21 protein-coding genes are annotated in these 17,140 nt (G+C 63.2%); 6 read left to right on the top strand and 15 right to left on the bottom strand.

What is annotated here, in order from left to right; genetic code table 11:
- Positions 1–204, bottom strand: a 204-nt coding sequence (locus tag BGO62_RS15155; protein WP_296644020.1) for a lycopene cyclase family protein, incomplete at its 3' end; no start/stop codon positions are given.
- 147 nt (positions 205–351) lie between these two features.
- Here BGO62_RS15155 and BGO62_RS15150 point away from each other — a divergent pair.
- Positions 352–1,857, top strand: a complete 1,506-nt coding sequence (locus BGO62_RS15150; RefSeq protein WP_296644018.1) for a helicase HerA-like domain-containing protein — start codon at positions 352–354, stop codon at positions 1,855–1,857.
- A gap of 90 nt (positions 1,858–1,947) precedes the next feature.
- Here the strand turns inward: BGO62_RS15150 and trpC are convergent, their stop codons facing one another.
- The 11 genes from trpC to BGO62_RS15095 all read right to left on the bottom strand — a co-directional run bounded on the left by trpC (position 1,948) and on the right by BGO62_RS15095 (position 9,652).
- Positions 1,948–2,736, bottom strand: a complete 789-nt coding sequence (trpC, locus tag BGO62_RS15145) for an indole-3-glycerol phosphate synthase TrpC (RefSeq protein WP_296644017.1) — start codon at positions 2,734–2,736, stop codon at positions 1,948–1,950.
- 5 nt (positions 2,737–2,741) lie between these two features.
- Positions 2,742–3,773 (bottom strand): anthranilate phosphoribosyltransferase, encoded by a 1,032-nt coding sequence (gene trpD / locus BGO62_RS15140; protein WP_296644015.1) that lies wholly within the window; start codon positions 3,771–3,773, stop codon positions 2,742–2,744.
- Positions 3,770–4,339 carry an aminodeoxychorismate/anthranilate synthase component II gene (locus BGO62_RS15135; protein WP_296644013.1) on the bottom strand — a complete coding sequence of 190 codons (570 nt, stop codon included), beginning with the start codon at positions 4,337–4,339 and terminating at the stop codon, positions 3,770–3,772. The genes trpD and BGO62_RS15135 overlap by 4 nt, the downstream gene beginning before the upstream one ends.
- A 228-nt stretch (positions 4,340–4,567) precedes the next feature.
- On the bottom strand, positions 4,568–5,260 hold the full coding sequence (locus BGO62_RS15130) for a hypothetical protein (RefSeq protein WP_296644010.1): 693 nt from the start codon (positions 5,258–5,260) through the stop codon (positions 4,568–4,570).
- A 15-nt stretch (positions 5,261–5,275) separates the two neighbouring features.
- Complete coding sequence (locus tag BGO62_RS15125; protein WP_296644008.1) at positions 5,276–5,779, bottom strand: hypothetical protein; 504 nt, start codon at positions 5,777–5,779, stop codon at positions 5,276–5,278.
- Positions 5,779–6,066, bottom strand: coding sequence for a hypothetical protein (locus BGO62_RS15120; RefSeq protein WP_296644007.1), 288 nt, complete (start codon positions 6,064–6,066; stop codon positions 5,779–5,781). The genes BGO62_RS15125 and BGO62_RS15120 overlap by 1 nt, the downstream gene beginning before the upstream one ends.
- A gap of 18 nt (positions 6,067–6,084) precedes the next feature.
- Complete coding sequence (locus BGO62_RS15115; protein ID WP_296644005.1) at positions 6,085–6,351, bottom strand: hypothetical protein; 267 nt, start codon at positions 6,349–6,351, stop codon at positions 6,085–6,087.
- 108 nt (positions 6,352–6,459) lie between these two features.
- Positions 6,460–7,896: an AAA family ATPase gene (locus BGO62_RS15110; protein WP_296644003.1), complete on the bottom strand. Its 1,437-nt coding sequence runs from the start codon at positions 7,894–7,896 to the stop codon at positions 6,460–6,462.
- Between the two features lie 12 nt (positions 7,897–7,908).
- A complete protein-coding gene (locus BGO62_RS15105) occupies positions 7,909–8,115 on the bottom strand; it encodes an AlpA family phage regulatory protein (protein ID WP_296644002.1) in 207 nt (68 codons plus the stop codon).
- 83 nt (positions 8,116–8,198) lie between these two features.
- Positions 8,199–8,447 carry a hypothetical protein gene (locus BGO62_RS15100; RefSeq protein WP_296644000.1) on the bottom strand — a complete coding sequence of 83 codons (249 nt, stop codon included), beginning with the start codon at positions 8,445–8,447 and terminating at the stop codon, positions 8,199–8,201.
- A complete protein-coding gene (locus tag BGO62_RS15095; protein WP_296643998.1) occupies positions 8,444–9,652 on the bottom strand; it encodes an integrase arm-type DNA-binding domain-containing protein in 1,209 nt (402 codons plus the stop codon). The genes BGO62_RS15100 and BGO62_RS15095 overlap by 4 nt, the downstream gene beginning before the upstream one ends.
- 459 nt (positions 9,653–10,111) lie before the next feature.
- Between BGO62_RS15095 and BGO62_RS15090 the strand changes: the two genes are divergently transcribed.
- The 4 genes from BGO62_RS15090 to BGO62_RS15075 are packed head-to-tail and all read left to right on the top strand — an operon-like array spanning position 10,112 to position 12,281.
- On the top strand, positions 10,112–10,432 hold the full coding sequence (locus tag BGO62_RS15090; protein ID WP_296643997.1) for a metal-sulfur cluster assembly factor: 321 nt from the start codon (positions 10,112–10,114) through the stop codon (positions 10,430–10,432).
- A 28-nt stretch (positions 10,433–10,460) separates the two neighbouring features.
- Complete coding sequence (locus BGO62_RS15085) at positions 10,461–10,712, top strand: DUF2249 domain-containing protein (protein WP_296643996.1); 252 nt, start codon at positions 10,461–10,463, stop codon at positions 10,710–10,712.
- Positions 10,713–10,724: 12 nt separating this feature from the next.
- Complete coding sequence (locus BGO62_RS15080; RefSeq protein ID WP_296643994.1) at positions 10,725–11,888, top strand: hypothetical protein; 1,164 nt, start codon at positions 10,725–10,727, stop codon at positions 11,886–11,888.
- 12 nt (positions 11,889–11,900) lie between these two features.
- Positions 11,901–12,281: a hemerythrin domain-containing protein gene (locus BGO62_RS15075; RefSeq protein ID WP_296643992.1), complete on the top strand. Its 381-nt coding sequence runs from the start codon at positions 11,901–11,903 to the stop codon at positions 12,279–12,281.
- A gap of 63 nt (positions 12,282–12,344) precedes the next feature.
- On the opposite strand, the gene BGO62_RS15070 is transcribed toward BGO62_RS15075, so the two are convergent.
- On the bottom strand, positions 12,345–13,613 hold the full coding sequence (locus BGO62_RS15070) for an FAD/NAD(P)-binding oxidoreductase (RefSeq protein WP_296643991.1): 1,269 nt from the start codon (positions 13,611–13,613) through the stop codon (positions 12,345–12,347).
- A 163-nt stretch (positions 13,614–13,776) separates the two neighbouring features.
- Between BGO62_RS15070 and BGO62_RS15065 the strand changes: the two genes are divergently transcribed.
- On the top strand, positions 13,777–15,072 hold the full coding sequence (locus tag BGO62_RS15065; RefSeq protein WP_296643989.1) for a sigma 54-interacting transcriptional regulator: 1,296 nt from the start codon (positions 13,777–13,779) through the stop codon (positions 15,070–15,072).
- Positions 15,073–15,239: 167 nt separating this feature from the next.
- Here the strand turns inward: BGO62_RS15065 and trpE are convergent, their stop codons facing one another.
- Positions 15,240–16,715, bottom strand: coding sequence for an anthranilate synthase component I (gene trpE, locus BGO62_RS15060; protein WP_296643987.1), 1,476 nt, complete (start codon positions 16,713–16,715; stop codon positions 15,240–15,242).
- Between the two features lie 118 nt (positions 16,716–16,833).
- Positions 16,834–17,140 (bottom strand): HAD-IA family hydrolase (locus BGO62_RS15055; protein WP_296643984.1); only part of this gene is annotated, 307 nt, incomplete at its 5' end.

Below are 17,140 nucleotides of genomic sequence, written 5' to 3'. Positions count from 1 at the left end.
GCCCTGCGCCAGATATTCCAGCCGTTCGGCGTAGGAATCGAGGCTGCCCGCGGCGACTTCGTACAGCAGCGGCTTCCACAGATGCGAAGGCGAGGCATCGATCAGCGTGATGTTTGCGCGTTTCTTCCTGCCCAGCCTGTCACCCAGCCGGGTGGCCAGTTCCAGCCCGCCCGCACCGCCGCCCACAATGACGATTTCATGCATTCGCTGCTCAGTTGCCACGGTTTCCCCCTGTTTTCATCATGCCGCGATGATACCCGGGATATTAGCGACCGCTTCTATACATTGCTTGACACGGGGCGCCGCCGAACTCGCTAAAATTCCTGCATCAACGAATCAGGAACCCGCACCATGACCGAAGCGCTGCTCATCGCCAGGAACGCCACCGCCGATCTCCATCTGCTGCCGCAGATGGCCAACCGCCACGGCCTCATCACCGGCGCCACCGGTACCGGCAAGACCGTCACCCTGCAGACGCTGGCCGAGCAGTTCTCCGCAATCGGCGTGCCCTGCTTCATGTCGGACGTGAAGGGCGACCTGTCGGGCGTGTCGCAGCCCGGCGGCGGCAACGCCAAGGTGGCCGAGCGGGTCGAGTCGCTCAAGCTCGATGGCTTTGCCTATCAGGGCTATCCGGTCACCTTGTGGGATCCTTTCGGCGAATCCGGGCATCCGGTGCGCGCCACGGTATCCGACATGGGGCCGCTGCTGCTGGGACGCATGCTGGACCTCAACGAAACCCAAAGCGGGGTGCTGAACCTGGTATTCAAGGTGGCGGACGACAACGGCCTCTTGCTGCTCGACCTGAAGGACCTGCGCGCCATGCTGGCCTACGTCGGCGAGAACGCCAAACAGTTCACCACCGACTACGGCAACGTGTCGCCGGCCTCCATCGGTGCCATCCAGCGCGGCCTGCTGGCGCTGGAGTCACAGGGCGGCGAGCGGATTTTCGGCGAGCCGATGCTCAACATTGCCGACCTGATCCAGACCGATCGCGGGCGCGGCGTCATCAACATCCTGTCGGCCGACCGCCTGATGCAGTCGCCGAAAATGTACGCCACGCTGCTGCTGTGGCTGCTGGCGGAGCTGTTCGAGAACCTGCCCGAAGCGGGTGACCTCGACAAGCCGAAACTGGTGTTCTTCTTCGACGAAGCGCACCTGCTGTTTGCCGACGCGCCCGACGCGCTGGTGGAAAAGATCGAGCAGGTGGTGCGGCTAATCCGCTCCAAGGGGGTCGGCGTGTATTTCGTCACCCAGAATCCGGCCGACGTCCCCGACAAGATCCTCTCGCAGCTCGGCAACCGGGTGCAGCACGCGCTGCGCGCGTTCTCGCCGCGCGACCAGAAAGCCGTCAAGGCCGCCGCCGAAACCATGCGCGACAACCCGGCGCTGGACGAGGCCGCCGTCATCACCGAACTCGGCGTCGGCGAGGCGCTGGTGTCCATGCTCGACGAGAAAGGCCGTCCTGGCATGGTCGAACGCGCCTACATCGTGCCGCCGCAGGGGCAGATCGGCCCCATCACCGCAGCGCAGCGCCAGCAGCTGGTGCAGACCTCGCTGGTCGCCGGCGCCTACGACAAGAGCGTCGACCGCGAATCCGCCTACGAAATGCTCAAGGCGCGCGCCGAACAGGCGGCGGCCGCGCAGGCCCAGGCGGAACAGCAGGCCAAAACCGCCGCCCAGCAGCCGGCCGGCGGCGGACTCGGTGGCGTGCTGGGAGATATTCTGGGCGGACGCGGCGGACGCCGCGAAGGCGCGGTCGAGGCGATGGCGAAATCCGCGGCCCGTTCCATCGGCAGCCAGGTCGGCCGCTCGCTCATTCGCGGCGTGCTCGGCAGCCTGTTCGGAGGCAAGCGCTGACTCGACGCAGCTACGCTGCGCGAGGCTCAAGACTCAAGACTCAAGACTCAAGAGACAAGGTTTTCCTTGCATCTTGCAACCTGAACCCCGTCAGGCAAAAAGCCTGGCGAGTTCGGCGCCCGGATCAGCGGCGCGCATGAACGCCTCGCCCACCAGGAATGCGTTGACGCCGTGGCTGCGCATGCGCGCGACGTCGGCCGGCGCGAGGATGCCCGATTCGGTGATGACGATGCGGTCATCGCCGATTTGCGGCAGCAGCGCCAGCGTGGTGTCGAGGCTTACCTCGAAGCTGCGCAGGTTGCGGTTGTTGATGCCCTGCAGGGGCGTCTTCAGTTGCAGCGCGGCGGCGAGTTCCGTGGCGTCGTGCGACTCCACCAGCACCGCCATCCCCAGTTCCAGCGCCAGCGCTTCCAGCGCCTGCATCTGCGCCGGCTCCAGCGCAGCGACGATCAATAAAATACAGTCCGCCCCCATCGCGCGCGCTTCGTAGACCTGGTAGGGGTCGATGAGGAAATCCTTGCGCAGCACCGGCAGCGTGCACGCGGCACGCGCCTGTTCCAGATACGCGGCGCTGCCCTGGAAGTAGTCGCGGTCGGTCAGCACCGACAGGCAGGCGGCGCCGCCCGCCTCGTAGCTCGCCGCGATCTCGGCAGGGCGGAAGTCAGGGCGGATCACCCCCTTGGAGGGGCTGGCTTTCTTGATTTCGGCGATCACAGCAGGCTGTCCGGCGGCGAGCTTCGCGCGCAACGCGCCGACGAAGTCACGCGGGGCGGCAGCGGCTTCGGCGCGCGCCCGCATCTCGGCCAACGGCACGCTGGCAAGCCCGGCGGCGATTTCGACGCGCTTGGTGGCGAGGATTTTTTCGAGGATGTCGGACATGGCGCTCACGCTTCCCCGGTACGGTTGGAAAACTCGACCAGCTGCCGCAGCCGCTCGCGCGCCGCGCCGCTCGCGATCGCCTCGCGCGCCAGTTCGATCCCCTCGCCCAGCGTGGCGGCACGGTCGGCCACATAGATGGCGGCGCCGGCGTTGAGCAGCACGATGTCGCGCGCCGGTCCCGGCAGGCCGTCGAGCACGCCGAGCAGCATGTCCTTCGCCTGCGCCGCGTCCCACACCTTGAGCACGTCGCTGCTGCACGGCTCGAAGCCGAACTCGCGCGGATGGATCGCGTATTCCGTGACCTCGCCATCCTTCAGTTCGCCGATCAGGGTTTCGCCGGAGAGGGTGATTTCGTCCATGCCGTCGGAGCCGTGCACCACCATGACGTGACGGCTGCCGAGGCGTTGCAGCACGCGCACCAGAATGCCCACCAGGTCCGGGTGGAACACCCCCAGCAGCTGGTGCGGCGCGCCCGCCGGGTTGGTCAGCGGGCCGAGGATGTTGAAGATCGTGCGCACGCCGAGCTCGCGGCGCGCCGGCGCGGCGTGCTTCATCGCGCCGTGGAACTTCGGCGCGAACATGAAGCCGATGCCGATGGCGTCGATGCTCGCCGCCACCTGTTCGGGGGTGAGGTCGAGGTTGACGCCCAGCGCCTCCAGCACATCGGCGCTGCCGCTGGTCGACGACACCGAGCGCCCGCCGTGCTTGGCGACCCGCGCCCCGGCCGCCGCCGCGACGAAGGCGGCGGTGGTGGAAATATTGAAGGTATGCGCGGCGTCGCCGCCGGTGCCGCAGGTGTCGACCAGGTTCGCGCTGGCCTGCACCGGCACCCTGGCGGCGAACTCGCGCATCACCTGGGCCGCCGCGGCGATCTCGCCCACGGTCTCCTTCTTCACCCGAAGGCCGGTGAGGATGCCGGCAATCTGCACCGGCGTGAGTTCGCCGTTCATGATCTGGCGCATCAGCGACAGCATTTCGTCGTGGAAGATTTCGCGCTGTTCGACCAGCCGGGCGAGCGCCTGTTGCGGCGTGATCATCGGGTACCTTTCAGGAAATTCGCCAGCATGGCGTGGCCGTGTTCGGTGAGGATGGATTCGGGATGGAACTGCACCCCCTCGACTGCCAGCGTCTTGTGGCGCACCCCCATGATTTCGCCGTCGTCGGTCCACGCGGTGATGTCGAGGCAGTCCGGCAGGGTTTCGCGCTCGATCACCAGCGAGTGGTAACGGGTGGCGCGAAAGGGATTCGGCAGGCCGCTGAATACGCCGACATCCAGGTGATGGACCATCGATGTCTTGCCGTGCATCAGCTCCTTCGCCCGCACGATCCTGCCGCCGAAGGCCTGGCCGATGCTCTGGTGGCCGAGGCAGACGCCGAGGATGGGAATCGCGCCGGCGAATTCCTTGATCAGCGGCACCGACACGCCCGCCTCGTTGGGCGTGCAGGGCCCGGGCGAGACGACGATGTGGTCGGGGCGCATGCCGGCGATGCCGGCGAGGTCGATTTCGTCATTGCGGACCACCCTGACATCCTCGCCCAGTTCGCCGAAATACTGCACCAGGTTGTAGGTGAAACTGTCGTAGTTGTCGATCATCAGCAGCATAAGCGTTGTATCCTCTTGATTTGCAAGGCCTTTGTTCCTGCTGATCGGGTTTGATACCCGCTAGGATACCCGCAAATTTTTTTGATACCCTGCGCCGACGGTCGGGAACTGCCCGGACGAAAAGCGCATTTTCTCACGTATCGGCGTTCGTATAAACCGCCGTAGCTAGACGAAAAAAAACCCGGCACGATGGCCGGGCAAAAGTCCCCCAATGGCACTTGGGTTCGGTCAGACCTGAACGCGCTTCGCAGCTTGGGCCGCTACGGTCGGCAGGTAGAAGCTGCCACGAACGGCGCTAATCGTCTTGTCGTACTTCGCCGGAAGTTCGCGAAGGGCTACGCTGTCGGTCATCATCTTGTAAGCGGCGGGAACGTGGCGTTCGGTCGCTTCAAAACGAAGCTTCGTATGGTTTTCGGGCGCAATGTCCAACAGGAACGACGGCGAATGAAAGACGACGGCGGCAACGGCTTTATCTTCCATCGCTTGCCGAATCTTCATAAGCCCTTCGCCCTTCCCGGCCTGTTCGCGGATATACGCCCGAATTTCGCTATCCAGTGCGCCACGTTCGGCGCTTGGTGCGAACTGCATTTGCGCTTGCGTTAGACCAGTGTTGTAAAGGCTTTCGGCGCGGGCTTCGATTGCCGCTTTCGTCTTCGCCAGTTGCGCAACGGTGCGTTCTGCCAGAATTGCGGCGGCTTCATGCTTTTGAACGTCGGTGCGGGTCGGGTCTTCGACAAGTGCGGCAACCTTGTTCGCAGCATCGCGCAAGGTGATATGCGCGGCGGTAATGTCCGGCCCTACTTGCGAATCGTATTGTTCGGCATCGCCCAAAAATGCTTTGCCGCCGGTTTCAGTTGTTGCCAGTTCCATGAACGAACTAGCGCCTTCGGTATTTACGAGAAAACGGCCTTTTGTTTCCATGATTTTTTCCTTCGGTCAGTGTTGGTAAATTGCTTTCAAACCGCCTGCGGGTAAGGCTTTGGCGGCTTCTTCCAAAAATTCGCCGGTTTCCCGGTCGAACGTTCGGCCATCTGCGAGTTCTATAAATCGCCCCCTTTTTGTTCCGGGTTGAAGTGGTGCGGCTTCGGTGAATGCTTCGGACTTGCCCACACTAGGCGGGGCAACCTGCGCCGGTTCATTCGTGCGGCTACGGCAAACGGCCTGCAATGCCTTCTGTTGCGCAAGGCACGCGGCTTCCCAATCGCTGAATGTGGGCACAAGGATTACCCGCCGCGCGAAGATGGGCCGGGAAGGGGTCAAATCGGCCCGCTGTTGCGTTTTCTTGGCCGGGGCAACCCCTGATAGCCAATCGCGCATGAAAGCGTCTGCGGGCGTGCCGCTGGCATCGCATTCATACTCGACCGCAAGTTGTGTTCCGTATTCGGCGAATCGCTTGTTTTCAAGCTTCGCCAGCCGGTTTTTAAGTCCGAAGCGTGCCATTAGTGAAAACTCCCGCGCTGTTCCAAAGCTTCGATACGCGCTTCTAGTTCGCTATCCGACAGAATGCGGGCCAGAATCGAAAGCATGTTTGCAAGGCGGCTTGCGTCGGATACGTCGATTCGACCGCTACGGGCTTCGCGGTAAAGCTTCGCCAGTTCCCGGCTAACGTCGGTTGCGCTTGCCAGCTTGGCGCGTGCGTATTGCTTGGGGACGGGGGGTGCCACGTCATCTTCAACACTGGCGCGGCCTTGCGCGTCTTCGGGCTGCAAAAGTTGGTCGTTATTCATGGGGGTATGCTCCAAAAATCATTTACGTTGCGCAGATAGGGCGGCATCGATTTCGCGATTAACGCGCCTGCGCACTTCGTCTTGTGCGTAATGCTCTTGAATGTCGGAAACGTTCAATTGCTGCGCCGTAAGGTGCGTCAGCACTTGCAAAACCGACGGGTAAAATTCGGCGTCGCGGAATACTTCGTAGGCAATCCGCTTCGATTCGAGAATGACCAACGTTGTTACGCATCCAAGCTTCTTAATTTCGCGGTCAATGTCTTTGAAATATTCTTGGTTATCCATTTCGATTCCTCTTTAACTTCGTTGCCTGTTGCCCACAATCAGCCAGCCCGGCCAATCTGAAAATTTCAATCTGTCAGTAGCGAACGCCGGGGCGAACAGCGAACACCCCTAAAGGGTGTGTGTTCGGTTCGTTCGGTAGCCCGGTGCGAACGTGTTCGGTTGTTGTTCGCGTTCGTTCGCTTGTTCGCTTTGTCCAGGCCTGCCTTTTTGAATGACCTTGGCTATGCAGGCTTCGACAAGCTGCGCAGCCAGCCCGGCCAGCCGATACACGTTGTCTTGTTCGGTCAGTTCTTGGCGCTTCACAAGGTCTTTCAGCACGCGATTGAATGCGGTTCGGCGCGCGTCATCGCTTGGCGCATCGGCATACATGCGATAGAAGACGGGTCGCCACAATTCGCGATGCAATCCGGTGAAGTTGCCTTGTTCGTCCATGCCGCCGCTGGTTCGGCAGGCTTCGCGGAAAGATTCCATGCCAAGTTTTTGAAGCTTGTTCATTGGCTTTGCGCCCGGCGCTACTGGCGATTCGTCAGGCACTACGACGCAAGACGTAACCGCGTCGCCGTCTTCATCCATCCCGACTTCGACGATTTCCAAGCGAAAGGCATGTTCTTCGCCGTCTTTGCCGTCTTTGGCCTTGGCGACCTTCCATGATCTGCGGTCATCGTTGCGGCTAACTTCGATTGAGCAATCAAGCGCAGCCCGAAGGCTGGAATGCCCGCGTTCGCCTGCCTGCGCGTTCTTGCCGCTATGGTGGATAAGTACGCAATTACCTTCGACCAATTCAGCAAGGCGCTTCGCCCCGGCCAGAATCAGGCCCATATCCTTGCTGCTGTTTTCGTCGGCATTCGGCGCGGCCTGATTCAGCGTATCGATAACGACGATGCATCCTTGTGGGCACTCCTTCGCCAGTTTTTCGACTTGCTGCGGGTTCGTAATGCTGAAAGCGTTCGTCAGCAGTACGCGCATGAATTCGGGCATTGGGCGACCCTGCGCCCGTTCCATCGCGATAATGCGATTCTTGATACCCGCTTGCCCTTCCAAGCCGACGTAAAGGATTGGCGCTTGCTTCGCCAGCCGCCCGAAGAATTCCGACCCTTCGGCGATGGCGTAAATCATATTCAACGCTACGAATGATTTACCGCTACCGCTTGGGCCAAAAATCATACTTACGCCACGGCGCGGCAATACGCCCTTAATTGCCCATTCAATCGGCGACAGGGCTTTGATTTCGACAGGGCCGAAAATCTGATACTTGTCATTGGCTGCGATTACTTGCCGTTCGATAACTTCGGTCATCGCGTCAGGGTCAGGCTTAACCTTTGCCCACAATCCCTTCGCCTTGTAGCGCCCGTATGGCGTCGCCCATTCAAGAAAGGCGCTTTCGAACTTCGGGCCGTGCGTTTTCAGTGCAGCGGCGACCATTCGCACGTCTTCTTCTTTTTTGGGTAACAAGTGCGAAATGATTTCGCGCATTGCTGCCTGTTCGTCGGCAACTGTTGGCGCGTCAAATCCGAAGTTCGGCGCTTGAATGCTGGCGTCTGCCATTGCTACGCCCCCTTATGCCGATGCAATGAAGGTGCGAAGGTCTTCAACACGCCATGCGGTAACGCGCGGGCCAAGCTTGACGGGCTGCGGGAAGCGCCCGGTTTTGACGCCCGCCCACCATGTTGATTTCTTGACCGGGATAAGCGGCGGAATGCCCTTTGCAGGGTTGCCGATGATTTGCGACAGGCGAAGAAAGCCCGTTTCAGGAAGTTGGTTCATTTTGGATTGCTCCCGTCCGTTGAATGACGATGCAATCCTAGGTCGGCCAAGTTAGGCCGTCACGGGGAATAACCTATTCGATTTTACTTCGACAGGCTGTTGATTTTATTCGTTATTCTTTTCTTCAAATCTTTTTTGTATTGGTGCCAATTTTCGGAACCACGCGGCAAATAATCGGGCATGTTTGCTTCTATAACTTCGTCAAATTCCATGCCCTGCGCAAGTTCGTTCAATATCTTTTCGTCGCGTTCGGCTAAACGTTCAAGCGGCGGTCTTCCACCCGGATTAGGTGCGGGTATTGGCAAGCCGTCTTCGATAGCGTATTTCGTCATTGTTCGGCCCCTTCCTTCGGTTTCATCATGTTTTCGACCATATCCGCCCATTCCTGCATCATGGTTCGGCGGTCTTCCATGTATTCGGCTTGGTTGTAGCTGGCGCGAACCTTGTTGCGTTCGGCGTGCGCTAACTGGCGTTCGATTACGTCGGGCCGATACCCCATTTCGTTAAGGATGGTCGAAGCGGTCGCCCGGAAGCCATGCGCCGAAAAGCCGATGCTGTCTTTGCCGTTGAAGCCCATGCGCTCAAGCGCCCGGTTAAGGGTTGTCGCCGTCATGCACTCTTTGGGGTTACGGTAGTTCGGGAACAACAAGCCGCGCCCGCCAGTGTGGGTATGCAGTTCGCGCAGCAATTCGACGGCCTGCCGGGATAGCGGGACTATGTGGGGTTCGCGCATCTTCATTCGTTCTGCGGGTATCCGCCATTCGGCCCGGTCTAGGTCAAATTCCGACCATTCAGCCTTTCGAAGTTCGACGGTTCGAACGAAGGTAAGCAACATCAGGCGCAACGCAATGACGGTTGTTCGATACCCGCCGTATTCATCAAGCGCGGTCGCAAATTCGGCGATTTGTTCGCGGGATAGCGGCTTGCGGTGTTCGACCTTCGGGCGATGAATCGCGCCTTTCAGGGCTGCGGCGGGGTCGCTATCAGCGCGAAGCGTTGCGACGGCATAGCGGAAGATGGCCGAAGACCATTGCCGCACCAACAGGGCGACCGTTTCAGCGCCCCTGCCTTCAATGCGACGGATGATTTCCAGCAAGTGCGCAGCCGTTACGCTGCGAATTGGAAGCTTGCCCACATACGGGAACACGTCGCCCGAAAGGAAGTTTTCGACTTGCCGCAGATAGTAGGGCGTCCATCCTGCCGACTTCTTCGCCATCCATTCGCGGGCCACGGCTTCGAAGGTGTTCGCGTTCGCGGCGTTGTTCGCCAGCCGTTCGGCCTGCCGATTGTGCGAAGGGTGAATGCCTTGTTCGACCAAGCCCCGCGCCTTGCGGTGCAGTTCGCGTGCGTCTGAAAGTCCGATGTTCGGATAGTCGCCGATGGCAAATACGTTTTCTTTGCCTGCGATGCGGTAGCGATAGCGCCAAAGCTTCGCGCCGGTCGGTCGAACCTCAAGGTACAGCCCGCCGCCGTCTGCAAGCTTCTGCGGCTTGTCTGCGGGCTTCGTGGTGCGGATTTTCGCGTCTGTTAGGGGCATGGCTGCGGGTATCAGGGAATCGATACCCGCTACGATACCCGCAATTTTGCCGGATTACAATGGACAATGCTGGTTATTGATGGCCTTCAAACCCGCGCCGATACTGGCATTTGTCTTGGGTATCGGACTTGCTTGGACTTCGCTGGATGCTAATGATGATTATCGATCATCAGCAGCATGCTGCGGCTATCCTTAAAATTCCGTACGGCGCACGCTCCGGGCAGCGGATGGGGGATGTCCATCGAAACCGGGGGCGCTGGGCGGAAGGCGCGAAAACCGCCATTGTCGCCCATATCGGGCACGCTATAAACCCTTGGAGGGCACGTCGCCGCGAGCCGCCGTCCACCCTGCCGCCCGCAAACGGAGGATTCCCGGAAGCAGTAATTTCATAAATTGTTTTCGCTGCCCCCGGGTGCTAAATTAAACATGTATTTCAAATGCAACTTCATGGAGCGTGCGATGCCGCAGCATTCTGTCGTAATCACTACAGAAGACGTTCGCGCCGCACTGCGCGGGGTCGACGACCCGGAAGTCGGCATGAACATCGTCGACCTCGGGCTGGTGTATGGCGTGGAGGTCACGCCGACCCGGCTGCACGTCGACCTCACCATGACCTCCCCGGCCTGCCCGATGGGGGAGATGATCCTCGAGGATGCCCAGCACGCGCTGGAGGCGTTGGCGCCGGCCGGCGTCGAAATCGAGCTCGCCCTGGTATGGGACCCGCCCTGGAGCCCGGACCGGATGAGCGCGCACGCGCGCGACCATTTCGGCTGGAGTTGACCCCACTCGCAACCGCAGGAGAACGCCCATGACGACCACCCCGCAAACCACTGTCGATGTCCGCACCATCGCGCCACGCGACCGCCACTCCCTGATTTTCGGCACCTTCTCCAGGCTGCTTCCCGGCGAGGCATTGCTGCTGCTCAACGACCACGACCTCAAGCCGCTCTACGACCAGTTCCTGGCGCAATACGGTGGCGAGTTCAGGTGGGAATATCTGGAAAGCGGCCCGGACGTGTGGCGGGTGCGCATCGACCGCATCGCGTCCTGCTGCGCCTGAGGCGGGAAGGCCATGCGTACCGGCGACCTCGGCGTCCCGTTCCGCCTGCCGCTCCTGATGCTGGGCTTCGCCGCGCTGGCGTCGGGGGTGCTGGCCGGCCTCGCCCGGCTCGGCTGGAACATGCCGCTGTCCATGGCCGAACTGGCACCGCTGCACGGCCCGCTGATGGTGTCCGGGTTCCTCGGCACCGTCATCGGGCTGGAGCGCGCCGTCGCCATGGGGCACCGCTGGGCGTATGCCGGCCCGCTGCTGACCGGCCTCGGCAGCCTGGCCATTCTGGCCGGCTCCCCCCCTGCCATCGGCGCTGCGGCGATCACGCTCGGCAGTGCCGTGCTCTTCGCCGGCACGGCGCTACTCATGCTGCGCCAGCGTGCACTCTTCATGGCGACCATGACGCTCGGCGCCCTCAGCTGGCTGGTCGGCAATCTGCTGTGGCTCGCCGGCACCCCGCTGCAGGGCGTGGTGGCGCTGTGGGTCAATTTCCTGGTGCTGACCATCGCGGGCGAACGCCTCGAACTGTCCCGCTTCCTGCCTCCCTCCCCTACGGCCAAACGGACGTTTGCAGGAATCCTGGTGGTGCTCCTGGCGGGCGGATTCCTCACCGGACACCCTGCGGGCGTCACGCTGTATGCCGCAGGATTGCTCGCGCTGGCACTGTGGCTGCTGCGCCAGGACATCGCGCGGCGGACGGTCAAGACGCAGGGGCTGACCCGCTTCATCGCGGTATGCCTGCTCTCCGGCTACGCCTGGCTCGCCGTCGGCAGCGTCACGCTGCTCGTCGCCGGCAGCCTCGCCGGCCTCGCCTACGACGCCGTGCTGCATGCCATCCTGATCGGCTTCGTGTTCTCGATGGTGTTCGGCCACGCGCCGGTGATCTTTCCTGCCGTCGTGCGGGTGAAGATGCCATACCACTGGACCTTCTACCTGCCCCTGCTGGTGCTGCACGCCTCGTTGCTGCTGCGCCTCGCCGGCGACGGCCTCGCCCAGCCCGATCTGCGCAGCCTCGGTGGGCTGCTGAATGCCGCCGCGCTGGTACTGTTCATTCTGGGCACGATCGCCAGCGTCATTCGCGGCGCACGCGCGGGGCGGGCCGGCGAACGGCCGCGACACGAACGCGCGACATCCGCTCCAGCCCCCCAGGCACCGCGTTCCGGCGCAGCACGCCGCCGGCCCTGACCCGCACGCCGCATGAAGCGCAGCCCGTTCCTGCAACCCCTCTCGCGCGAACACCACGCCGCTCTGACGCTGGCCAGATTCTGCGAGCGGGCCGCACGGTCGGGCGACGCGGCGCAGGTCGACACAGCCTGCGAGCGGGCCGTCCACGCATTCCGGCTGGAACTGGACCCACACTTCCACACCGAGGAACACGCGCTGCTGCCGCTGCTGCGCAGCGCCGACACCCAGCTGCTCGTGCAGCGCACGCTCGAAGACCATCGCCTGCTGCGCGGGCTGCTCGACGGCCTGCAGCGTAACGATGCCGGGGCCCTGGCGCGCTTCGGCGAACGTCTCGCCGCCCATGTGCGGTTCGAGGAACGCGCGCTCTTCCCGGCGATCGAAAGCCTGCTTTAGGGCGTCGCCCGGGGCGCGAAAAAAAGCGCCCGCAGGCGCTTTAAAGGAGGAGTCCGGGGAGAGTCATTTGAGCTTCTTGATGCCCATCAGACCGAGCACGTATTTCTCGTACAGCGGTTCGGTCGAGCCTTTCTTCATTTTGCGCATGAAGTATTTTTCGAACGCGACCTTGGCCAGGTGCACCCATTTGCCTTCCTTGAACCAGTTGACGTTGCGCGGCGGAATCTGCGGAAGCGCCACGAAGGCAGCGCCGGTATCGCCGAAATCAGCCAGGCAGATGGCATTCCAGGTGGCTTTCTCGGTGGGTTCGCGGCCATCCAGCACGGCGCGGATGTTGCGCGCCGTCGCGGTGACCATGGATTCGATCATGTAGCCGGTTTTCGGCGTTCCGGTCGGCACCGGCGTGGCCTCGACCGGCGGGATGGCGACGCAGACGCCCACCGAATAGACATTCTGGAATTTGGCATTGCGCTGGAAGGCGTCGATGGTGATGAAACCGCGCGGATTGGTCAGCCCCTCGATGCCGAATACGGCGTCGATGCCCTTGAATGCGGGCAGCATCATCGAGTAGGCGAACGGCAATTCGTGTTCCTTGACGACCTCGCCTTTCTCGTTGTGTTCGGCGACGAACATCTTGCCGGCTTCGACCTTGCTGACCTTGGCGTTGCAGATCCACTTGATGTGGCGGTCGCGCATCACGGATTCCAGCATGCCCTTGGAGTCGCCGACGCCGCCCAGGCCCAGATGGCCGATGTAGGGCTCGGCGGTGACGTAGGTCATCGGCACGCGGTCGCGGATTTTGCGTCGCCTGAGGTCGGTGTCCATGATCATGGCGAATTCATACGCCGGCCCATAGCAGGACGCCCCCTGCACGGCGCCGACCACGATCGGCCCCGGCTCCTGCACGAAGCGTTCCCAGGCCTGGCCTGCGGCGACGGCGTGTTCGACCTGGCACACCGACTGGGTATGCCCTTCCGGGCCCAATCCCGGGACTTCGTCGAACGCCAGCTTGGGTCCGGTCGCGATGACAAGGAAGTCGTAGTCCACCGCCCGGCCATCGGCGAGTTCGACCTGGTTGCGTTCGGGGTGCACGCGCGCGGCGCCGACCGGAATGAAATCGATGCCTTTTTTGTTGAGGTAGGGCGCGGCCGGCAGGGTGATGTCGTCGCGTTTGCGCCAGTTGACCCCTACCCAGGGGTTGGACGGCGTGAACTGGAAATACGGCAGGTTGGAAATCACGGTGACCTTGTCTTCGGCCCGCGCCTGTTCACGCATTTCGTAGGCCATCGTCATGCCGCCCACGCCCGCACCCAGAATTACGATATGTGCCATTGCTGTCTCCTGTCGAGGTATCCCATTTAGCTTAGCAACTGGATAAGCAAGCACCACGCCAGCATTCGATGCGCCTGGATTCGGGCGCTGGCGAGGTCCGCGCGGTTTGACATGACCATATTGTCATGCCACGCTCCGCGGAAGTCATGACCCGGTTGCAGCCATGCCCCATATCGAACTGCAGGATCTCATCGACGCGAACGACCAGCCCTTTGTGGTGATCGATCGCGAATACCGCATCGTGGCGGCGAATCAGCGCTATGGCGAAGCCTACGGCGTGACGCCCGGCGCCATCGTCGGCCGGCACTGCTACGCCGTGTCGCACCACGCATCGCGCCCCTGCCACGAAAACGGCGAACAGTGTCCGCACCAGGCCTTGTTCGACCACGGCGAAGCGGTCGAGGTGCTGCACACCCATTTCCATGCCGGCGACCAACCCGAGCGCACCCGCATACGCGGGCATGCCCTGCGCGGCGTGAATGGCGAGCGCTATCTGGGCGAACAGCTCTTTCCGCTGGAAGCCAGCGTCGGCACCGACTGCGATGCCATGCAGATGGTGGGACAATCCCCGGCGTTCCTGGCCTGCGTGGACAATCTCGCACGGGTGGCCGACAGCGAGGCCTCGATCCTGCTGTATGGCGAGAGCGGGGTAGGCAAGGATCTCGCCGCGCGCTTCATTCATGCCCGTTCGACGCGAGCCGGCGGCCCCTTCATCGTGATCAACTGCGCCGCCGTGCCGGAAACCCTGTTCGAAAGCGAACTGTTCGGCCATGAGCGCGGCGCCTTCTCGGGCAGCAGCGGCCTGAAGAAAGGGCTGTTCGAACTGGCGGACGGCGGCACGCTGTTCCTGGATGAAGTGGCCGAGATTCCGCTGGGCTTGCAGGCCAAGCTGCTACGGGTGCTGGAAACCGGCGAATTCCGCCGCGTCGGCGGCACCCATACGCTGAACGCCGACGTGCGGCTGGTATCGGCCACCAATCGCCGGCTGCTGGACGAGGTGGACGAGAAACGGTTCCGGCTCGATCTGTATTACCGGCTGGCAGGCATCGACGTGACCCTGCCCGCGCTGCGCGAGCGGCGCGAAGACCTCCCTGCGCTGGCGGCGTTCCTGCTCCAGCGCCTGGCCGGCAGCCGCCGTGCCTGCCGGCTGGATGCGGCCGCGCTGGCCACGCTGCAGGCATACGAATTCCCCGGCAATGTGCGCGAACTGCGCAACCTGCTGCAGCGCGCGGTGCTGACCTGCCAGGACGGCGTGATCCGCGCCGCCGACCTGCATCTGCCTGTGGCGGCACTGCCGCAGCAGCCGGGTGCGGGCACGCAGCCGCTGGCCGAGATCGAGCGCAGCCACATCCGCGCCCTGCTCGACGCGCACGCCGGCCATCGCAGCCGGGTCGCCGCCGCGCTCGGCATCACCGAACGCACGCTGTACCGCAAGCTGAAACGCTATGGCCTGAGCTAGCGGTCGGCTTCCGCAACGGCGTGACTGGATAGCAGATGGATTGTTTCGCTGGGCAAGGCGCGAGAAGGCGACACGGCCCGGACCACGGCGACGACGGGCGGCGCCGCCGCGCGGGATAAGACGCCGTCTGATGCCGCGTTATCGCGGCGCAGCCCCCGGGATCCCGCTCACTCGACCCGGGTCGCGAAGCGCGCCTGGGCCAGCTCGGCCGCACGGACGACGGCGCGTGCCTTGTTGAGCGTTTCCATCCATTCGTTGTCGGGCACCGAATCGGCGACGATGCCGGCGCCCGCCTGCGCGTACAGCATGCCGTCCTTCACCACCGCGGTGCGGATGGCGATCGCCAGGTCCATGTCGCCATTGAACCCCAGATAGCCGACCGCGCCGGCGTAGATGCCGCGCTTGCTGGGTTCCAGTTCGTCGATGATTTCCATCGCCCGCACCTTGGGGGCGCCCGACACGGTGCCGGCCGGGAAGCTGGCGCGCAGCACGTCGAGCGCGGCGAGGCCCGGCCGCAGCCTGCCCTCGACGTTGGAGACGATGTGCATGACGTGCGAGTAGCGCTCGATCTGCATGTTCTCGGTGACGCGGACCGAGCCGGTAACGGCGACGCGCCCGGTGTCGTTGCGCCCCAGGTCGAGCAACTGCAGGTGCTCGGCGCATTCCTTGGGATCGGCCAGCAGCTCCTCGGCGAGGCGCTGGTCGTCCTCGCGCGTGAGCCCGCGCGGACGGGTGCCGGCGATGGGACGCAGGGTGACGAGGTCGCCTTCGAGCCGCACCAGGATTTCCGGCGACGAACCGACGATGTGGAAGCCGCCGAGATCGTAGAAGAACATGTAGGGCGACGGGTTCAGGCTGCGCAGCGCGCGGTACAGCGACAGCGGCGAGGCGGCGAACGGCCGTGCCATGCGCTGGGAGAGCACCACCTGCATGATGTCGCCGGCGGCGATGTAGTCCTTGGCTTTCTGCACCGCCGCCTTGAATTCGGCCTCGCCGAATTCGGAACTCGGTTCGGCCACATCGGCAAGCGGTTCGGCCGGCAGCGTCACCGGCGCACGCAGCTTCTCGGCCAGTTCGGCAAGACGCAGATGGCCCTGCGCATAGGCATCCTGCTGCATCGGGTCGGCATGGGCGATGAGGTAGAGCTTGCCGGCGAGGTTGTCGAATACCGCCAGCTCCTCGGTCAGCATCAAGAGGATGTCCGGCGTATGCAGCACGTCGTCCTTGCGCCTGTCGGCCAGCCGCTTCTCGATGTAGCGGATGGTGTCGTAGCCGAAGTAGCCGGCCAGCCCGCCGGTGAAGCGCGGCAGCCCGGCCAGCGGCGCGGCCTTGAAGCGCGCCTGGAAATCGGCGACGAAAGCCAGCGGGTCGGACAGCGTATGCTCCTCGACCACCCTGCCGTCGGTTTCCACCGTCAGCAGGTGGGCGCGAACCCGGAGGATGGTGCGCGCCGGCAGGCCGATGAAGGAGTAGCGTCCGAAACGCTCGCCGCCCACCACCGATTCGAGCAGGTAGGCATAGGGCGCATTGGCCAGCTTGAGATACACCGACAGCGGCGTTTCCAGATCGCCGGGCATCTCGCGCACCAGCGGAATGCGGTTGAAGCCCTGGCGGGCGAGTTCGAAGAATTCTTGTTCAGTCATGATTAGGGGCTAGGGGTTAGGAATTAGGGACCGGGGAAGGAAAGCGACGCGCAGCGTCACCATCGCGCCCACTGGGCGCGTCCCCTAGTCCCTAGATCCCAGTCCCTAGTCCCTAGGCTCACGCCTTAACCACCATCTTCGCCGCCTCGGCGAGACTCGGCACCACCGCGTCGAGGTCGAGCTCGGCGACCGGGCGGCCGCGGTTGTAGCCGTAGGGCACGCAGAACACCGGGCTGCCGGCGGCGCGCGCGGCCTGGGTGTCGTTGAGCGAATCGCCGATCAAGAGCAGCTCGGCCGGCTGCACCTTGAACACCTCGCAGGCGTGCAAGAGCGGCAGCGGGTCGGGCTTGCGCTTCGGCAGCGTGTCGCCGGACAGGATCAGCTCGAAATAATCGAACAGGCCGGTGTCCTTCAAGAGCGGATGG

It is taken from the genome of Thiobacillus sp. 65-1402 (assembly GCF_001897685.1).
GTDB lineage: Bacteria > Pseudomonadota > Gammaproteobacteria > Burkholderiales > Thiobacillaceae > Thiobacillus.
Note: the sequence above shows the minus strand (reverse complement) of the source record. Positions and strands in the feature narration are given on the sequence as shown.